Origin of the sequence: Aquimarina discodermiae, assembly GCF_040786235.1 — a bacterium.
Taxonomy (GTDB): Bacteria; Bacteroidota; Bacteroidia; order Flavobacteriales; family Flavobacteriaceae; genus Aquimarina.
Map to the genome: position 1 here is coordinate 19,778 of NZ_JBFMKP010000026.1, position 18,014 is coordinate 37,791.

General features: G+C 30.7%; 16 protein-coding genes. 12 read left to right on the plus strand and 4 right to left on the minus strand.

Going from position 1 to position 18,014, the window contains the following annotated elements; all coding sequences use genetic code 11:
- Positions 1-14: 14 nt before the first annotated feature.
- The gene (locus ABW636_RS16545; protein ID WP_367591177.1) at positions 15-2,795 is read left to right on the plus strand and encodes a S9 family peptidase; all 2,781 of its coding nucleotides are present in this window, start codon (positions 15-17) and stop codon (positions 2,793-2,795) included.
- A 285-nt stretch (positions 2,796-3,080) separates the two neighbouring features.
- On the opposite strand, the gene ABW636_RS16550 is transcribed toward ABW636_RS16545, so the two are convergent.
- Both ABW636_RS16550 and ABW636_RS16555 read right to left on the minus strand, forming a co-directional pair.
- Positions 3,081-4,481, minus strand: a complete 1,401-nt coding sequence (locus tag ABW636_RS16550) for a S41 family peptidase (protein WP_367591178.1) — start codon at positions 4,479-4,481, stop codon at positions 3,081-3,083.
- Between the two features lie 100 nt (positions 4,482-4,581).
- Positions 4,582-5,673 carry a helix-turn-helix domain-containing protein gene (locus ABW636_RS16555; RefSeq protein WP_367591179.1) on the minus strand — a complete coding sequence of 364 codons (1,092 nt, stop codon included), beginning with the start codon at positions 5,671-5,673 and terminating at the stop codon, positions 4,582-4,584.
- A 599-nt stretch (positions 5,674-6,272) separates the two neighbouring features.
- Between ABW636_RS16555 and ABW636_RS16560 the strand changes: the two genes are divergently transcribed.
- Entirely contained in the window at positions 6,273-6,485 is a 213-nt protein-coding gene (locus ABW636_RS16560) for a hypothetical protein (protein WP_367591180.1), read from the plus strand.
- A gap of 144 nt (positions 6,486-6,629) precedes the next feature.
- Here the strand turns inward: ABW636_RS16560 and ABW636_RS16565 are convergent, their stop codons facing one another.
- Positions 6,630-7,250: an ISAs1 family transposase gene (locus ABW636_RS16565; protein WP_367591181.1), complete on the minus strand. Its 621-nt coding sequence runs from the start codon at positions 7,248-7,250 to the stop codon at positions 6,630-6,632.
- Positions 7,251-7,485: 235 nt separating this feature from the next.
- On the opposite strand from ABW636_RS16565, the gene ABW636_RS16570 reads away from it, so the two are divergent.
- The 6 genes from ABW636_RS16570 to ABW636_RS16595 all read left to right on the plus strand — a co-directional run bounded on the left by ABW636_RS16570 (position 7,486) and on the right by ABW636_RS16595 (position 12,918).
- Entirely contained in the window at positions 7,486-7,902 is a 417-nt protein-coding gene (locus tag ABW636_RS16570) for an ABA4-like family protein (RefSeq protein ID WP_367591182.1), read from the plus strand.
- Between the two features lie 2 nt (positions 7,903-7,904).
- On the plus strand, positions 7,905-8,708 hold the full coding sequence (locus ABW636_RS16575; protein WP_367591183.1) for a hypothetical protein: 804 nt from the start codon (positions 7,905-7,907) through the stop codon (positions 8,706-8,708).
- Between the two features lie 13 nt (positions 8,709-8,721).
- The gene (locus ABW636_RS16580; protein ID WP_367591184.1) at positions 8,722-9,804 is read left to right on the plus strand and encodes a sensor histidine kinase; all 1,083 of its coding nucleotides are present in this window, start codon (positions 8,722-8,724) and stop codon (positions 9,802-9,804) included.
- Between the two features lie 21 nt (positions 9,805-9,825).
- Positions 9,826-10,572: a LytR/AlgR family response regulator transcription factor gene (locus tag ABW636_RS16585; RefSeq protein ID WP_367591185.1), complete on the plus strand. Its 747-nt coding sequence runs from the start codon at positions 9,826-9,828 to the stop codon at positions 10,570-10,572.
- A gap of 213 nt (positions 10,573-10,785) precedes the next feature.
- Complete coding sequence (locus ABW636_RS16590) at positions 10,786-11,736, plus strand: hypothetical protein (protein WP_367591186.1); 951 nt, start codon at positions 10,786-10,788, stop codon at positions 11,734-11,736.
- Positions 11,737-12,138: 402 nt separating this feature from the next.
- Positions 12,139-12,918: an HNH endonuclease gene (locus ABW636_RS16595; RefSeq protein WP_367591187.1), complete on the plus strand. Its 780-nt coding sequence runs from the start codon at positions 12,139-12,141 to the stop codon at positions 12,916-12,918.
- A 73-nt stretch (positions 12,919-12,991) separates the two neighbouring features.
- Here ABW636_RS16595 and ABW636_RS16600 read toward each other — a convergent pair whose 3' ends face one another.
- Positions 12,992-13,993, minus strand: a complete 1,002-nt coding sequence (locus ABW636_RS16600) for a hypothetical protein (RefSeq protein ID WP_367591188.1) — start codon at positions 13,991-13,993, stop codon at positions 12,992-12,994.
- 176 nt (positions 13,994-14,169) lie between these two features.
- On the opposite strand from ABW636_RS16600, the gene lexA reads away from it, so the two are divergent.
- The 4 genes from lexA (at position 14,170) to ABW636_RS16620 (ending at position 17,851) form a co-directional block, all read left to right on the plus strand.
- Positions 14,170-14,811 (plus strand): transcriptional repressor LexA, encoded by a 642-nt coding sequence (gene lexA / locus ABW636_RS16605; RefSeq protein WP_367591189.1) that lies wholly within the window; start codon positions 14,170-14,172, stop codon positions 14,809-14,811.
- 141 nt (positions 14,812-14,952) lie between these two features.
- Positions 14,953-16,200 (plus strand): nucleotidyltransferase domain-containing protein, encoded by a 1,248-nt coding sequence (locus ABW636_RS16610; RefSeq protein ID WP_367591190.1) that lies wholly within the window; start codon positions 14,953-14,955, stop codon positions 16,198-16,200.
- On the plus strand, positions 16,193-16,663 hold the full coding sequence (locus tag ABW636_RS16615) for a type II CBASS E2 protein (protein WP_508093820.1): 471 nt from the start codon (positions 16,193-16,195) through the stop codon (positions 16,661-16,663). Before ABW636_RS16610 ends, ABW636_RS16615 begins: the two co-directional genes overlap by 8 nt.
- A 27-nt stretch (positions 16,664-16,690) precedes the next feature.
- Complete coding sequence (locus tag ABW636_RS16620) at positions 16,691-17,851, plus strand: SAVED domain-containing protein (protein ID WP_367591192.1); 1,161 nt, start codon at positions 16,691-16,693, stop codon at positions 17,849-17,851.
- The last annotated feature ends 163 nt before the right edge of the window (positions 17,852-18,014 follow it).

An 18,014-nucleotide genomic window follows, 5' to 3' on the forward strand; every position in this document is an offset into this window, starting at 1 on the left:
ATTTTAGATAATTTATGAGAATAGTATTAATATTTGTTTTTCTAAGCTTTACAACAATGATAACTGCGCAGAAAAAAGAAATGCGACAGGAAGATAAAGCGTTATGGAACAGCATAAAAAATGTAAATATCTCCAACTCGGGAGACTACGTACTTTATACATTAGAAAAAGGAGAGAAAGATCAAACTATAATGCTCCATCATACCTCGGGAGAGAAAATAATGTCTCATCATAGAAGTAAAGGAGGGGAAATTTCTCATGATTCAAAGTATGTAGTATTTACTGTAAATGCATGGAAAGATAGTATTATAGAAATGAAGCGTAGAAAAGTAAAGAAGGAAGATTTGCCCAAGGATACGCTGGTTATTTATAATATTAAAAGTAAGTTGACACAAAAGATTTCTAAAGTAAAATCCTTCAAAATACCAGAGAAATGGTCGGGAATTATAGCGTATCAAGTAGCGCTCAAAAAAAATGTAAATAAAGATTCTACAAAGACAAAAAAGAAACTAAAAGAAGTAGTCAAAGATACTATTTTTAATTTGGTTATAAGAGAGTTAGGTGAAGGGAAGGAAGACACTTTAAAGAACGTGATTAACTATGCGTTAGCCAAAAAAGGAAGGTTTTTAACATATGCAACCTCGGGGGAAAAAGAAAATACCCAAGCAGGAGTATATCATTATGATGTAGATAAACGAAAGAGTACACTATTGCTTACAAGTCATAAAAAAACAAAGTACCCACAATTGAATATATCAGCATCTGGTAAACGCGTTGGATTTGTTGTACATGTTGATACCACCAAAAGTTTGATAAAAAAACCGAACTTGTATACCTGGAGTCAGGGTCAAAATAAAGCACAAAAAATTGCTGTTTCAGAACAGAGTTTTTCAAAATTATTGATTTCTGAGGACAAAACCCTTCGGTTTTCAAAAAATGAAGAACGTCTATTTTTTGGGTTAAAAACAAATCCTATTGTACAAGATACCACTTTGTTAGAAGAAGAAATCGTTAATGTAGAGGTATGGACATATGACGAACCACAATTATATACAGTTCAGGAATTAAATGTCAAAAAAGACAAGAAAAAGGCATATTTATCCTTGTATGATTTTAATCAAAATACTGTGGTTCAAATTGCAAACCCTACCTATGATATAGTACACCATGATGATGAAGGCAATAGTCCATATGCCATTATTGGAAATCGTACACCCTACGAGCTTCAAAGTCAATGGACCGCACAATTACCTATGGATATAAAACGTGTAGACTTGACTACTGGAACCCATATGGATTTGGGGGCTAAAATATACGGTAGTTCTTCTTTAAGTCCCAAAGGTAAATATCTTTATGGCTATAGCAGAAAGGATAGTACATGGTTTACTTATAACTTAAACACTTTAAAATATAAAGCCTTAACTAAAGGAAAGCAGTTTTATAATGAACTACATGATTATCCTGATGACCCTTATAGCTATGGTGCTGCGGGATGGACAGAAGATGATGCACAATTTTTGATTTATGATCGCTATGATATTTGGGCGTTTAATCCAGATACTGGCCAATCTGAAAATCTTACCAAAGGTCGATCCAAAAAAATGCGCTATCGCTATCTTACATTAAATAAAGACGAAAAAAGTATTTCTTATAAAAAAACATGGCTATTAAGCACGTTTAATGTAGAAACCAAATATGGTGGGTTTTCACGTTATAATCCCCAAAAGAAATCTTTAAAATTTCTATTGTCTGGCCCTAATAAGTATGGTAATCCTTTGTTAGCTCAAGAAGATAAGGAACAACGTATCGTGTTTACTAAAGAATCGTTTACAGAATTTCCAAATCTGTGGAGTTCGAATTTGTTATTGAAATCTCCTCAACTACTTAGTGATGCTAACCCTCAACAGAAAAACTATAATTGGGGAACAGCAGAATTAGTAACATGGGTATCTCTTGACGGTAGGCAAGTAAAGGGAATGCTTATAAAACCTGAAAATTTTGACCCTAGTAAGAAATACCCCATGATCGTAAATTTTTATGAGAAGAGTTCGAATGACTTATACAATCATCACGCTCCTTCTTATGGAAGAAGTACTATTAACTATTCCTTTTATGCAAATCGCGGGTATTTGATTTTTAATCCTGATGTGCATTATCGTGATGGATATCCAGGAGAGAGTGCTTTTAACTGTGTGATTCCCGGAATTAAATCCTTGATTGACAAAGGGTTTGTTGACAAAGAAAATATAGGTGTTCAAGGACATAGTTGGGGCGGGTATCAAATTGCTTATTTGGTTGCAAAAACAAATATTTTTAAAGCAGCCGAATCTGGAGCTCCGGTACCTAACATGATTAGTGCTTACGGTGGTATTCGTTGGGAGACAGGTTTGAGTAGGCAATTTCAGTACGAACATACTCAAAGTAGGATAGGAGGTACTCCCTGGAAATATCCACAACGTTATATAGAAAACTCACCTATTTTTAATATCGACAAAATCAATACGCCACTACTAATTATGCATAATGATGCTGATGGACATGTTCCTTGGTATCAAGGAATTGAATTCTTCGTAGGCTTACGACGTTTAGGTAAACCATCTTGGTTTTTGAATTATAATGGTGAGCCTCATTGGCCCTTAAAATTGCAGAACCGCATTGATTTTAATATTAGAATGGAACAATTTTTTGACCACTATCTTAAAGAAAAACCTAAACCTATGTGGATGGAACGCGGTGTACCAGCGATTGAAAAAGGGATAAATCAAGGATATGAGTATATAGAAAAGGGGCAATAGTTATCAGAAATTTAAGTGTTTTTACTAAATTATGCCATACTAAATAGTAAGTACAGAATATGCTTAAAATGCTTATAGATAATTTAAAACACAGCTAATAGTCTGTTTTTTTATGCACTTATGAATATATTAGTTCTTATAGAGTTCTATTGCAATAAACTAGACTTCCTTTAAACGCAAAACAAATAATCTTATGCCATTTTTTATAATAATATCCAGAAGGTTTAAAAACTTTCTGGATATTAAAAGCAGGGTAGTGTATGAAATGTGATTAAAACCTATTTTTTAATTATTTAAAATTTCCAATGCACGTTCTATTCCACCATCTTTTTCTTCTAGAAAATCTTGAGTTAATAAAAAGGGAACTTGATTTTCTTTTGTGTTGGGGCCAATACCAACAATTTCAAAAACCGCTCCCTGAGCATCACTATATATTTCATTAGATAATCCTATTTCTGTTCCATTGGGTAACACATGCTCTAGAATAGTTGAAAAAGCACCACTAGTATTTTCTCCAACAATAGTTACATATGGTAGATCTTTTACACATAATGCAAAAAGTTCGGCTGCACTTACGGTGTAAGGGCTAGTTAGTAAAATAATATCGTCGGTAAATTGGAAATTCCCTTTAGGTGATACAGAAAAGGATTTGTTTTCAGTATAGCTATCTCCTAATCTTGCCTTTTTAAAATAAGAAATACGTTCCTCATCCATAAAACGAGATACCATATCCAAGGCTACGGTATCATAACCACCACTATTAAAGCGTATATCTATAATTAGTTTTGAAACTCCAGAGTTCTTAAGGTCATTCATCACTGTGTCTAAAAGAACATTTAAGGCTGAGATTTCATCGTTAAAATCAGTTCCATACCCTTCCATATTTAAAATATTAATGTATCCAACATTATTAATTACCCCCCACACCATATTTTCTCGTTCATCTAATTCAAAATTACCATTCAAATATTCTGTAATTATGGTAATTAGTTTTTGATTGCTTAGATTAATAAAGTCTTCCTCATTTTCAAGAATTAGATCTCCACTTAAATAGGCATTTAATCTTTCTAATAATTTAGGGTTTCCAGATTCGATTTGTATGTTTTTATCATCATTTATAATACTTACATGGCTATCTTCTAATACATAGGCTAACTCTTCTAAAGTACTATAAAAGTTTTCTGTAGTAACTTGGTTTCGTAAGTTTTCATATCTTGACCAATCAATATTTCTTGCTTCAAAAAAAGCATAGTAGTCGTTAAAAATATTCCAGAAATGATCAAAATTAATTATAGGATCTTCTGTATTCGAAACTTGATCAGGTAAGCAATTTGGGTTTTGATTTGGCAACCGAACAAATTTTATTTCAGAATCTGATAGTTCTGAAGAGGCTATGAGTTCATTTTTGCGGATCATATCAAATTTAAATCCGTAAAAATCTTTAAGTATAAAATCATCGTTTTGAATTGCACACCCAGCTGTATTTATGTTGTAAAATATATCATTTCCATCGGTAAATTCGAAAATCCACCCCTTGTCTTCTATTTGCCAAAACCCATTGATTGAATCTTGTGGTAGAGTAGTGCTATCATCAATTTCACAGGCAGTAAAACTTAGAATAATCCATAGTAATGAAAACGCTTTAAGAAGCTTTATTATTTCTTTTTTGATATCGGTATTAGTCATTTTTATATTTTTTGATTTGTGAGGTAAAAGTATCAGCATCAAAAAAATAAAAAGGTAATTTTGAGATTGAAGAAGTGCTAAAACGTTAGTATTTTACGAATCAGGACGTTTTTTGAAGTTTTCTAAAAGCCCCTGGTGACATCCCCAAACTTTTTTTAAATGTACTATAGAAAGTACTCTTGGATTTAAAACCTGCTTCCATACCAATGGCTTCTAAAGAATATTTATTAAACATTGGATTATGTAATAAGTTTTTTGCAGCTTCAATTCGATATTCATTTACAAACGAAATGATACTTTTATTCAGTTCCTGATTTACAATCTGCGATAAATACATTTCGTTAGTACCTAATCGATTTGCTAAATCTAACCTACTTAAAAGAGGATTTTTATAAAGTTCCTCTTCATCCATTATTTTATAAAATTGAGCAATAATTTTTGAAGCAGTAGCTTCGTTTATTTTTCTTTTGGATTTAGTGTTTTTTATGTTTTTTGAAACTAAATATTGGTGTATTTCGTCTTTTTGAGTTACAATTTGTAATCGGAACACACCATAATATAAAATCCACCATGACAAACAGGAAACCAGTATCCATAGAAGGTTTGTTGCATATACAGAATCAAAAATGGACACTTCAAGTTGAGACAAAAGCCAAATTATAATAATGCATATAATAAAGAGGTTTAATCGTAATAACCAACGTTTTTTTACTTCAGAAATAGTATGAGAACGTTTTACTAAATTCCTCCCCCAAAAGATTAAAAACACATTATAGGCATATGATATACCACTCTTTAGGTCAAATAAAAGATCATCTAAATTTTCATCATATTCGTAAAAAATAAAATATATCCAAGTAACACTATCAATAATCACTGAGCAAAAGAAAGGAACGTACAACCATTTATACCACTTTGTTTTAAGATAGACATGATTAATTTGAATTAGAAAATATGTGAATAAAGTAACAGCCAATAACAAATCTAACATGATATCGAATAAAAATATCAAGAAGATATTTTCTGCCTCATACCAATCTAAAATGGTCAAACTTGTTAGCAAGAACAATGATAAAGAAAGGTAATTGTTAGCGCGGCTTTTATAAAAAGAAGTAGTAACTAAGGAGAAGCTTATAAAATACCCTATAATTCCACTCGCAATAATGGCAAAATCTAATATGGTTGTATTCAATCTTTGTAGAAATTAATTAGGCAAAAGTTATTGCTTATAACATAGTTGGTTTTAAGTGTTGAATATACAAGAAAAAGTACATTCTAGAGAAATACTGAGCAAAGTTACTTAACATTATTTTTACAATCTCATATTAGGAGGAAGCATAATTTATAAGAAACGAAGAGCTGGAATGAATAAATAACATTTTATTTAGGGAGAGTTAATACCTTTGGTATCAAAAGATATAAACTATTTTTATGACATAAACGTGTTATTAAAAGTTGGTAGTAAAAAATATACAGTTGTACAACTTCGATGAATAACTTTAAAATATAAATTACAAAATGTTGACTACCGGTGTCATCTTAATTCTTGCCTCTGTTGGTCTGGTACAAGGGGTATTCTTAAGTTTAAAACAAATTAAAAGTAAGTAAGAACCTATTTGGTTGGTACCAAAAGATTCTACTAGGAGCAACACTTATTTGGATTCATTACATCGGAAACTTATTAGATTTTACCTACTATTACATTAGAATTATTATAATAACCATAATTATGACTAATTCATAAAGCTTTATCACACCAATGTAGCAATTTATACCTATCCAGATAAGCTATTGGGTGAAGGTGCAGATGGATTAGCTTCAATTTTTAAAGAAAGTTTTGAAAACAAATCAATATCGGTAAAGATTGCAAATCAGATGGATAATGGCCCCTATGTTATCAATCATGAAATAGTAACCAAAGAAGGAAAAGAAACGAAATACATTTCTATTTATAAAGTTGAAAAAGGGCTTATTCCTAGTGTAAGCTTTGTTCGAGAATTTTAAATAGACTTGATATTTATCTATCAACTTAAAGAATTTCTTTAAAAATGTAACTATTCGAGCTACTATATAGTCTAATCGGTATCAATCAAAACTAAATTAATGGCAAATAACGCATTATCAACTACTGCTCTAGGGCAATTTCATTTAAAACCCTAAGATTTTTTCTCTGTATTTTGTATTCAACAATGCTTTGAGTCGTTTTTTATTTTTACTTTTCTTGAATGTTTGTTCTTGATTTAGAAGAGTTAATACAATTTTCATGATCACACTCATATTTTCAGGGGTGTTTTCTGTTCTTTTTCTTGAATAGTCCTCTCCAAAAATCACATCTAAAGACCAATGTAATTTGTTTTCTATACTCCAGTGACTTCTTACTATATCATTGGCTTTTTGTGCATTTAGATTTAGGTTTGATATATAGTATCGAGTTTCACAAGCTGTTTTTTTTGTGCTTTTTGAGTAACTTTCTTTCTCTATGACTATGAAAGAATAAAGACCTTTCCATTGCTTTACCTTTTCAAAATGGGTAAGATTGTTGAATACTTTTGCTGTACGTTTCTCTACCCTTCCATAATCAACATTCTCTGTGATATCAACACTATAAGGTTTCTCTAACTGATCAGTATCCTTGATTGCTTCTAATAATTCCTTTTGATTTGCTTTAGCGGCAATAAGATAGTTGGCTTTTTGGTCTATAGCAGTGAAACCAGAAATATTCAACTTTAGTATTGTTTTGTAGGTATTACTTATCAATTTAAAATTCATCAAAATAAATGGAATGTTCATCAATCAAAAAATGGTCAATAAGAATATCATAGATGAAGCCAAAAAACAAGATATTTCTGTAACAAGACATTTACCTATTGATATAATAATGATACTTAAAATATAACAACAATTCAAAAGCGTATTACGATGATTCAAAAGAATATGATTTCGTATTCTCTTTATGATTGACATATTTGGCTATATATTAACATAATAATTAAATAGCCAAAATATGACTCCAGCAGCAGTTTTTTCAATAGCAAATATGATTACGATTCCTATGTGGGCTTTAATGATCCTACTACCAAAATGGAAGGTCACAAAATTTTTAATGGATTATAAAGTAATTCCGTTACTATTATCCTTGATATATGCAATTTATATTCTATATGCTATATATATGGGAGGAATGATGGATTTTGGAAGCCTTAAATCTGTTATGAAATTGTTTACAGAAGAAAGTGCGGTATTGGCTGGCTGGGTACATTACCTCGCCTTTGACCTTATAGTTGGGATGTGGATTTTAGATCAAAACAAGAAGTATAAAATTCATTCATTACTTATGGCTCCTTGCTTATTTGCGACATTTATGTTTGGCCCTATAGGTTTTCTTATTTTCATTATTATTAAAACATTTAAAAAGAAGTAATCATGACCAATCTAGAGAAAGTACTTAGTATTGTAAAAAAGGAAAGTCCTATACTTTATCGAATAGTAATAGTCCATTTATTTTTGACTATTATATCCATATTTGGTCTTCTTATTGATGATAGAACCTTGATGGGAGTTAATGTATGGATTAAACCATTAAAATTTTTAATTTCTGGTGGTATTTATATTTTAACGGTAGGATTTCTTATGACTTTATATCCTTATTCCAAAACAAAGAAAAATGTTCTTAATGCTATTGTTTCCTGGACATTACTAGTAGAAACAGGTATTATTATTTATCAAGCTTCTCGAGGTGTACAATCACATTATAATAACTCTAGTTTGTTTGATGGGTTGCTCTTTGCTGCTATGGGTATTTTGATTGCAATCAATGTTATAATTATGATTTTATTCATTATTGATACCATTAGATTAAAATTAAAAACAAGTAGACCTATTCAATGGGCTATAGTATTAGGTTGGATAATTATTGTTGCTGGTAGTTGGATAGGCGGACAAATGATTGGTCAGATGTCTCATAATGTTGGTGTAACAGATGGAGGAGCTGGATTACCATTGGTTAATTGGAGCACTGTGGGAGGAGATTTGAGAGTAGCACACTTTTTTGGGTTGCATGCCATACAAATAATTCCGTTATTCGCTCTGTGGCTATCTAATCGATGTAAAAATACAACAAGTAAAAATCGAATTATTGTTGTAACTATTTTTGGTCTAGTGTATGCTTCATGGATCGGGTTTACATTCTATCAAGCTAAACAAGGCATACCATTAATAAGTTTATAATTATGCATATAATATGTTAATCAACAAAAAGAAACGTTTACAGTATTTAGGCTTTAACGATCTTTGGTTTACGATTATTGGTATTCTTATTATAAGTTTTATTGCAGATTACCTTATTAGTAGATCATTTTCACGCTATTCGCTGGATATAGCATTGATTAGTTGGAGTTTTTCTTTATTCTTTTCTATTTGTGATTGGTTTATTATAAGAGGTATTTTGATTTTTTTACGGAAAAAATATCCAAACTTTCGTGATGATATAAAACGTATTGTAATCTTTCTTATAGCTATTATAGCTACTGTGATATCTGTTGATTTTATAGGGGGGGTATTGATCGTTAAAATATTTCGTCTCTTTGGTCAGAGTGTCAATCACTCTGCACAATTGAAAGTATTATTGCCTGTAACGATAATTACTATAATGATCATGGCTATCTATGAAGTTATCTATTATTATGTGCGATTAAAAAAATCAATTAGAGAAGAAGAACAAATAAAACAAGTAATGATTCAGGCACAATTAGATACCTTAAGAAATCAGGCACAACCACATTTTTTATTCAATAGTTTAAATACACTACGTGATATTATTGACCAAAATACTAAAGAAGATGCTAAAGATTTTGTAGATAGCTTATCTGAAGTATATCGTTTTATTATCGAGTCTGGAAATTCAAATTTAGTTTCCCTAGAAAAAGAGTTGAAATTTGCCAAAGCATATATTCATATCCAATCAGAAAGATTTGGAGGTAACTTACGGCTACATTGGAATATTCCTGAAGATAAACTTTTAGCAATGGTAATACCTATGAGTTTACAACTTTTACTAGAAAATGCTATAAAACATAATATCGTATCCAAAGCCAAACCTTTACTTATTACGGTAGCAATTAAGGCCGATAACTTGTTGGTTAGCAACAAAATTCAAGTAAAATCAACCCAAATGCCGTCCACAAAAATTGGATTAAAGAATATTGAAAAACGATATCAACTCATATCAAATAAAACACCTGTTATCTATAATGATGGAGCGTATTTTACCGTTTCTCTTCCATTACTAATCTCATTAAAAGAGAAACGTCATGCCGACCAATAAAAAAATAATCCATATAAACAGATGAAAATAGTAATAGTTGAAGATGAGCCTCGTGCAGCAAGTCAATTACAAAACTTATTAGACAAAAGTGTTTTTGATTTTGAAATACTAACTATTATAGATTCTGTTGAAGATGCAATCTTATGGTTCAGAAAAAATATGATGCCAGATTTAGTTTTCATGGATATTCAGCTAGCAGACGGCTTAAGTTTTGAGATTTTTCAGAAAATAGAAGTCACTGCACCTATTATTTTCACTACAGCCTTTGATCAATACGCTATTCAAGCATTTAAAGTAAATAGTATTGACTATTTACTAAAACCCATTAAGCAAGATGACTTAGACACAGCCTTAAGCAAATTTTCAAAATCCAGAAATCTAATAGCTCCTACTATTTTAAAAGAACTTTTGGATAGTATGCAAGTCCCACAAAAACGCTCTGGAATATTGGTAAAAGAGGGGAGTGGGTTTGTACAAATAAAAGTATCAGAGCTTTTATATATGTACTCGCAGGATAGTATCACTTTTGGTATTACTCATAACAAACGTTACATTATAGATGAGACTATAGACCAATTGTTTGATTCTCTAGAAGACACTCAATTTTACAGAATTAATCGAGGTCAAATTATTTCCAAAATATCAGTTCAGAAAATAGAACCCTATTTTAATCATCGAGTAAAGTTATTACTATCAAATCCTCGTGACCAAGAATTTATTGTAAGCAGACAAAAAACCAGCGATTTTAAAAATTGGATGAATAAATAGGGGGGGGGTGAAGTTTTTAAAATCGGATGATTGGTATCGAAAAATACTTTTAACAAGAGTCTAGTTTCTACTTTTTTCGTTATTGTACGGATTCCCATAAAAAGTTTACTGTAAAAACATCTAAATTCACAAAAAGGACTGAAATACAATGATTTATGTATACCTCTTCCTTTTGTTAAAGTTTTGTTTCACATATAATCAAAAATCAAACAAATGAAATTTTTTTATTTATTCTTTTTAACCTCGATAAGCCTATTTTCACAAAATTCTCAAAAAGGGACACCCACTAATGCAAAAAATCAATTTCATATTGATTTTGTAGGAACAGCAAATTTACAACAAAACATAAATGAAGCTAATGAAGATGTTCAAGGTTCTGCTGGCCTGGGCGTAATATTTGAACGTTATTTTCTGCAAACCGATGAAAAAGGAAAATTGAAAACTGATGATAAAAATAAACTCATTGAGAGTTTAGACATGGAAGCATATATAAATGTGGCATCTAGTATTGATTCTCTAAGGGCTGAAGTAGTTTCAAATGAAATTATTAATCAAAGATTATTTGGAACTTATATCTTAAACCCCGTAAGTCCTAAACAATCAATTTTCATTAACACGAATATTTTTTTTAACCCTGAATTAGAATGGAGAAAAGGTAGTTGGTTAACTAAGTTATTTAGTGGAGCCAATGTACGGATTAATGCATCAAATGTTTTATGGAACCTCAATGATGGAACAACTAATTTAAGCCGATTTGCAGGGGCAATTAATTTTAGGTTTGGTCTATTTCATGAGTTTCTTCCTAATGATATGATTAGAGACGATAAGTTTAAAAGGAAGTATAGTGTTCGACTTGGTTTACATTATAGCTCAAGACATATCACTGGTGATATTTCATCTGAGAGTAATGATGAATTAAGAAATAGATTTTTAGGAACAAAGGACAAGAATTTTAGTGGTTTGGAGCCCTCATTTGGTTTTAGATTAAATAATATAATAGCCGAATTTACTATGCCAAGGATTGGCGGATCATCAAAAAGCGATATAGAAGGCTTGACCGATACTCAATTTCAGTTTTCAATTCGATTTGTTGGAGGATTCAGTCTAAAAATCGAAGGAAAAGAAAAAAAGAGTAATGAAGAAGCTGAAGATGAGGGTAATTGAGTTTAAACATTATAGCTACGCTACGAATAAGCTAAACGTTTTGCAAATTGGCTTTTACATAATTGCTGACGATATAAAACACCTGACGGTGTTGCTATATCTGTAATTATGTAAAATACTACGTATGCGCCAGTTTGCTACAATATACATTTGTACTATAATGTACTTGCGTTATGTCACTTTGCTTTGGGAAAAGCAAAGTTTTATTGTTCTACCGTTTATTTTAAAAGTTTTCTAACGAAATGTTCCTTTAAAAAAGGTAATGGAACACTTATTATACGAGCCGACGGCAGGAGGGGAGTGTAATGTGTGTGGAATGGCTATTATAACCATAAAATTAGTCATTAAATAAATATCATATCAAGTGATTTATTATGTTTGTTTGTATAAATATTTAAAATTATGGACATTAGAAAATTTGCCTCTTTTAATTTTGCATTGACTTATCAAATGGCTGGAGCTATAAGAGAATTTATATTGAGCAATGAACCAGAAGAGCATGTGATGGATTTCATAATTTTGGATGATTTTATACAAAAAGCTTTAAAACCATCAAAAACCCCAATGCTATATAATACAATTGAAAGCTGTCTTCATACTTGGATAGAATCATGGACTGACCACTATGAAGAAGAGCATTGGAAAGAGCTTTTGATTAGCTTTAATATAGATTATGAAGATATATTAGAGAATAAAAGATTGGTTAATGATGAAGAAGAAGAGGAAGAAGATTGTTCCTATGAAATGTACAAAAGATTTATCACAAAAGGACTTAATAAATTATCGTTAGAAGTTTTTACTCTTCTTTTTGGAGATAGATTATTTCTTATGGAGTATCACAAACTAGTTGCTAACTACATACGAACATTAAAAGTAGCTGAGGATGATTTTAATCTATTAGAAAAGGACGGAATTGTTAATCGATCCACATATTGGCCAGTATGGTTAACAAATGCTTTGATTCACAGGGAAAAAGGGAAGTGTGCTATTTGTAACAAAGACCTAACAGCTTTATTTTCTACTGTTGATATTTCTCTTCATATCGATCATATTGTTCCTTTAAAATTAGGAGGAACTAATGATACAACTAATCTCCAAGTATTATGTGAAACACATAATCTTGAGAAAGGAGGACATACTGTCAAAACAACTGGAAACACTCCATTATATTGGGAGTTTTAAAATTTCTTCTTTATTTCTTTTTATTGAAGTATTGTAATATCTGCATAAAGTGGTAATAAATTAACGCCGCTTTTTAAGGAATAAGTGTTTGATTTCGTTTATAAATAGCCAAATCCTCACGACCATTCGCTTCTGTTTGTAATTCCCTAATATATCTTAACAAAGCTGGTCTTTCCCTTTTTATAATTTCCAAAATTTTGGCAGAGTTATCTGTTCCTATAAAATCTTTTTCAAGATTAATTGATTCATAAAAGACATTCATGAATATTGTTTCAAAATGAATATCTACTCCTTTTTTATGCCATGCATCTTTTAGATAAGTACAAAATGTCATCAGCGAATATAATAACCGTATTGCAGGATGTGGATGTAAACGCTCTTTATAATAAAGATCATCAACGTCATTTATAAAAGTTAATAAATATTGACATATTACTGTACCCGACAGAATTGTTAATGCTTCAATAACTTCTTTGTCTAAATCGCCCTGAAATAGACGTTCATAATAACTTACTGTGTGATTTGCAAGGCAAAGGACACTATAACAATCTGCATCATACTCAAGAATATGACTTTCTAAATTAAAAGCTCCATGATTAGCTAAGGATCTTTCTTGAATACCAGGATTGAGCAAAGGGGAACGTTGGATTAAATGTCCGAGTTCATGATAAAAAGTAAAATGAGAAGCCAATTGATAATAGAATTCATTAATTCCAATATCTAGTTTATTATCAAGTTTTTCTAAAGCCTTTAAATCAGCATTTACCATAATTTTGGTTCCTAATTGGAATTTCGTAATCAACCAATTCACCAATCCTACATTTAATCTAATAACATATCTTGTTCCTATATTCCCTGCAGCGGCATTTTTGCTTGTATCTGAGGAGATAAAAATATAAGGTTGGACAATGCCATAATGAGCACATTCTCTAACCAACGTTTTATAATAAAAATCAAATGATTTTAAAATTTCCACAAGCAAAGGACTTCCTTCTGGATCAAATATATCAGCTTCTGTAAATGGCAAATCAGCGATTGTATTTGCTTTAATGGCATTGTATTCTTCTAAAGTCATAGTTCTTATTAAAAGTATCAAGAAAGATATTAAAACAAAATGTTTTTCTCTAGAGATAATCAGAATAAAAGAAAATTGTTCATAATTAACATCATATTGTTAATATATAATATCTCAAATAATGAGATATTAAAACACTACTTTTTATATTTTATGCTGTAAATCAATTCATTACAATGAATCGTATAAAAGAAGTTTTAGAAGATAAAGGTATTAAGCAAACTTGGTTAGCTGAAAGGTTAGAAAAGAGCTACAATATGGTTAACTCATATGTGCAAAATAGGAGACAACCAAGTCTTGAAGATTTATTCAAGATTGCAAAAATATTAGATGTTGCAGTAGCTGAATTATTAGAAACCAATACTAGTAAAAAAAAATATAGCTCCATTCAGTCGACAATTTTTCAAACTTCGGAAAGTGAAGGTGAATATGAAAAAATGGTAAGTATTCCTGTATTAGGTAATGTAGCATGTGGGCATCCTCTTTTTGCAGAAGAAAACATTGAAACTGAAATTTCTGTTTCGACAAAACTTATAAGAAAGGGTAAAAATTATTTTATTCTTCGAGCTTCTGGAGATTCAATGAACAAAGCTAATATTGATGATGGAGATTTAGTTTTAATAAGACAAGAACAAACTGCCGAAGATGGTGATAAAGTAGTTGCTCTAATAGATGATGAAGCAACAATAAAAGAGTTTTGTAACCAAGGAAATATGATTGTCTTAAAACCACAATCTAGTAATAAAGAACATCAGCCCATAATATTAACTAGGAATTTTAAAATACAAGGGATTGTAGAAAGTATTATAAAAATTTAAAATAAATAACATGGCTAGAAAAAGTAAAAGAGGTAGAGATGCTAGTACTGGTAAATTTATTTCCATAGAAGATGCTAAAAGAAGGCCGAAGACAACAACTATTGAAACAGTTAAAGTTTGACCTACTAAAAAAAGAAAGAAATGAGAATAGAACATAAAGATTTATTAAATAAGATATTAGAGTTTTTAGGAGGAGAGCTAGATATTACTAAAACTCAATTCGAATCGGCAGTTAAAAGTTATCAAGCTGTAGCGGAACAGCTTACTAAAGATAATTCAGCCCTATTACCTTATAAGCCAAAAATTTTACCTCAAGGCTCATTTATGCTCGGAACGATGGTCAAACCAGTAGTAGAAGGTAGCAAATTAGACGTTGATTTAGTTTGTCAGTTAATAAACAAAAATGCGAGTTGGACACAATATGATTTAAAGCAAAAGGTTGGAAATCAAATAAAAGACAACAAGACATATGAGAAAATGATTAAAAAGCCCGAAGGAAGAAGATGTTGGACTTTAGTTTATGCTGAAGATTCTAATTATCATATGGACATTTTACCTTGTATTGTGGATTCAAATTATAATGTTGTATTCGAAAAATCATTTACTAATACTGAATTAAAAGATGCTGATGAATTAGCAATAAGAATTACAGATAAAGAAGATTTTGGATATAATTTCACAACAAATCATCATGATTGGTTAAAAAGTAATCCTTTTGGTTATGCAAAATGGTTTTTTAGAAGAGCAATAATTAATTCCACTAGATCCATATCTTTAAAAGCGGCAATTGAACCAATAAGAGACTTTGATAAAGAAAAGTTTCCATTACAAAGAGTCGTCCAGATTTTGAAAAGACATAGAGATATAATGTTTTCAGAGGATAGTGAGTATAATTTGGACCATAAGCCAATATCTATAATTATTACAACATTGGCTGCCAAATCATATGATAAAGAGGATAATATTTTAGATGCTCTAGTTAATGCAGTTGGCAACATGAGAGGTGAAATCAAAGAAAAGTATAACTCAAAAACAGGTAAAATCGAAAAATTCATCGAAAATCCTGTAAATAGTGAAGAAAACTTTGCTGATAAATGGATTGATGAGGATAAAAAAAGAAAATATTTCTATGAATGGCTTGATAAATTAGAAGAAGATATTGCATCTATTATTAGTAGTGATGGCATTGGTTTAAATAATCTTCAAAAGTCAATGTCAAGTCAGTTTGGAAATTCTGTTACAGAAAAAGCATTTGTAAATTATGGTAATCAAAGTAGAATTTTAACTGAAACTGGAAAACGTAAAATGGAGGCAGGAACAGGACTTTTAGGAGCTACTGTTTCAGGACCTATAATCAAAAAACATGATTTTGAGGGATTAAATGGGTAGTAGTTATATAAAAAGTTCAAAACAGGCTAGAAAAAAAGGTTTTTCCGCTAATAAACAACTCGAGAAAATAAGAGAGTTGTTTCCAAACATGAAAGTGATTAAAACCAAAGGAAATTTATTTGAAGTTGTTATTAAATTAAAGCCAACACCTGTAAGTAAAGTTTATGATGTAAAAATATGCTTTGATAAGTATTCTGGAGTAGATATTTATGTCATTAATGAAAAATTAGAAGTGGCTTCAAATAGAAAAACATTGCCACATGTTTATTCACATATAGAACAAAAACTTTGTTTGTATTCTTGGAAAAAGCGACAGTGGACAAAAGAGAAACTTATATCATCTACAGTAATTCCTTGGGCGAGCGAATGGTTAGAATTTTATGAGCTTTGGTTAATTTCTGGTAAGTGGTTAGGCGGAGGTCATGATGAATATGGTGAGTACGAAGAAAAAAAATCGGATTAAGTCAATATGCTAGAAATTACATAAACTGTGAAAGAAGTAACACGTTATATAAAAAATACAACAGAGAGAGAACTTTGGGCCAGAGCAGGAGGTAGGTGTCAATTTAGTGGATGTAATACTCTACTATATAAATCTTCAATAACTAATGAAACTGTTAATTTAGCGCAAAAGGCTCATATTTATTCTTTTTCTGAGAAAGGCCCTAGAGGCTGGGGAATTTTTAAATTAAATCTTAATGGTTTAAATGATATCAGTAACCTAATGTTGATGTGTCATGGTTGTCATAAAAAAATTGACCAAGACATAAAAGGAGTTAGATATAGTGCCGGTTTATTAATAGGTTGGAAAAATGAACATGAACAGAGGATTGAAATTGTAACTGGAATTAAACCGGAAAAAAAATCTCACGTACTTATGTATGGAGCTAATATTGGTTCTGAAAAATCTTTGATAAACAATTCAAGTTGTGTAGAAGCCATGTTTCCTGATTTATATCCTGCTTCCGAAAGACCGCAAATTCTATCAATGACATCAAATTTAATGGATAGTAGTAAAGAATATTGGGTAGCAGAATCTATGAATTTAAAAAATGCTTTTACCCAAAAGATAGTTCCAATAATTGAACAGGACAAATGCCAATCTTATTCCTTATTCTGCCTAGCACCACAACCATTATTAATACAATTAGGAGCCCTGTTGACTGATAAAATTAAGGTCGAGACATTTCAATTACATCGAGAGCCCGTTAATTGGAAATGGAGAGATACCCCCAAAAATTTTAAATATATAATTAATCGGCCAAATGAAAACCACAATAAATCTGTATTAATTATATCATTAAGCGACCACGTATCTAGAGATAGAATATTTGAGATTCTTGGCGACAATTTAAATATTTGGGAAATAACTATTGATAGTCCTAACAATGACTTTATGAAATCGAAGAGTCAGCTTTCAAAATTCAGAGAATTAGTTCGTCATTTAATGGTTGAGATAAAAGAAAAACAAGGAAACAAAACACCATTGCATATATTTCCAGTAATGCCCGTTTCTTGTGCTGTAGAATTTGGTCGAGTAAGAATGCCAAAAGCTGATATGCCATGGTTAATTTACGATCAAGATTATAAAACCAAGAAATTCATAAAGTCTATTGAATTAGATGGAGATATACATGCATCTATTATGTAAAATAGAGTTTCGATGTTAAACTCGGCCTCAGAAAACTTTGGAGAAAACAATAGGTAAAGGAGCGTCAATATTTTAGAGGTCTAGTACTAAGGTTTAATGAGAGTTCTGCATATTCATTTTAGTTCTAAATAATCCTATGAGTCAGAATGTTTTCTAAAATATA

Coding starts and splice junctions, on each gene's coding strand:
- ABW636_RS16570 (WP_367591182.1), top strand. CDS start 7,486: ATGACTCCAGCAGCAGTTTTTTCAATAGCAAATATGATTACGATTCCT.
- ABW636_RS16565 (WP_367591181.1), bottom strand. CDS start 7,250: ATGAATTTTAAATTGATAAGTAATACCTACAAAACAATACTAAAGTTG.
- ABW636_RS16585 (WP_367591185.1), top strand. CDS start 9,826: ATGAAAATAGTAATAGTTGAAGATGAGCCTCGTGCAGCAAGTCAATTA.
- ABW636_RS16550 (WP_367591178.1), bottom strand. CDS start 4,481: ATGACTAATACCGATATCAAAAAAGAAATAATAAAGCTTCTTAAAGCG.
- ABW636_RS16615 (WP_508093820.1), top strand. CDS start 16,193: ATGGGTAGTAGTTATATAAAAAGTTCAAAACAGGCTAGAAAAAAAGGT.
- lexA (WP_367591189.1), top strand. CDS start 14,170: ATGAATCGTATAAAAGAAGTTTTAGAAGATAAAGGTATTAAGCAAACT.
- ABW636_RS16600 (WP_367591188.1), bottom strand. CDS start 13,993: ATGACTTTAGAAGAATACAATGCCATTAAAGCAAATACAATCGCTGAT.
- ABW636_RS16595 (WP_367591187.1), top strand. CDS start 12,139: ATGGACATTAGAAAATTTGCCTCTTTTAATTTTGCATTGACTTATCAA.
- ABW636_RS16545 (WP_367591177.1), top strand. CDS start 15: ATGAGAATAGTATTAATATTTGTTTTTCTAAGCTTTACAACAATGATA.
- ABW636_RS16610 (WP_367591190.1), top strand. CDS start 14,953: ATGAGAATAGAACATAAAGATTTATTAAATAAGATATTAGAGTTTTTA.
- ABW636_RS16580 (WP_367591184.1), top strand. CDS start 8,722: ATGTTAATCAACAAAAAGAAACGTTTACAGTATTTAGGCTTTAACGAT.
- ABW636_RS16575 (WP_367591183.1), top strand. CDS start 7,905: ATGACCAATCTAGAGAAAGTACTTAGTATTGTAAAAAAGGAAAGTCCT.
- ABW636_RS16590 (WP_367591186.1), top strand. CDS start 10,786: ATGAAATTTTTTTATTTATTCTTTTTAACCTCGATAAGCCTATTTTCA.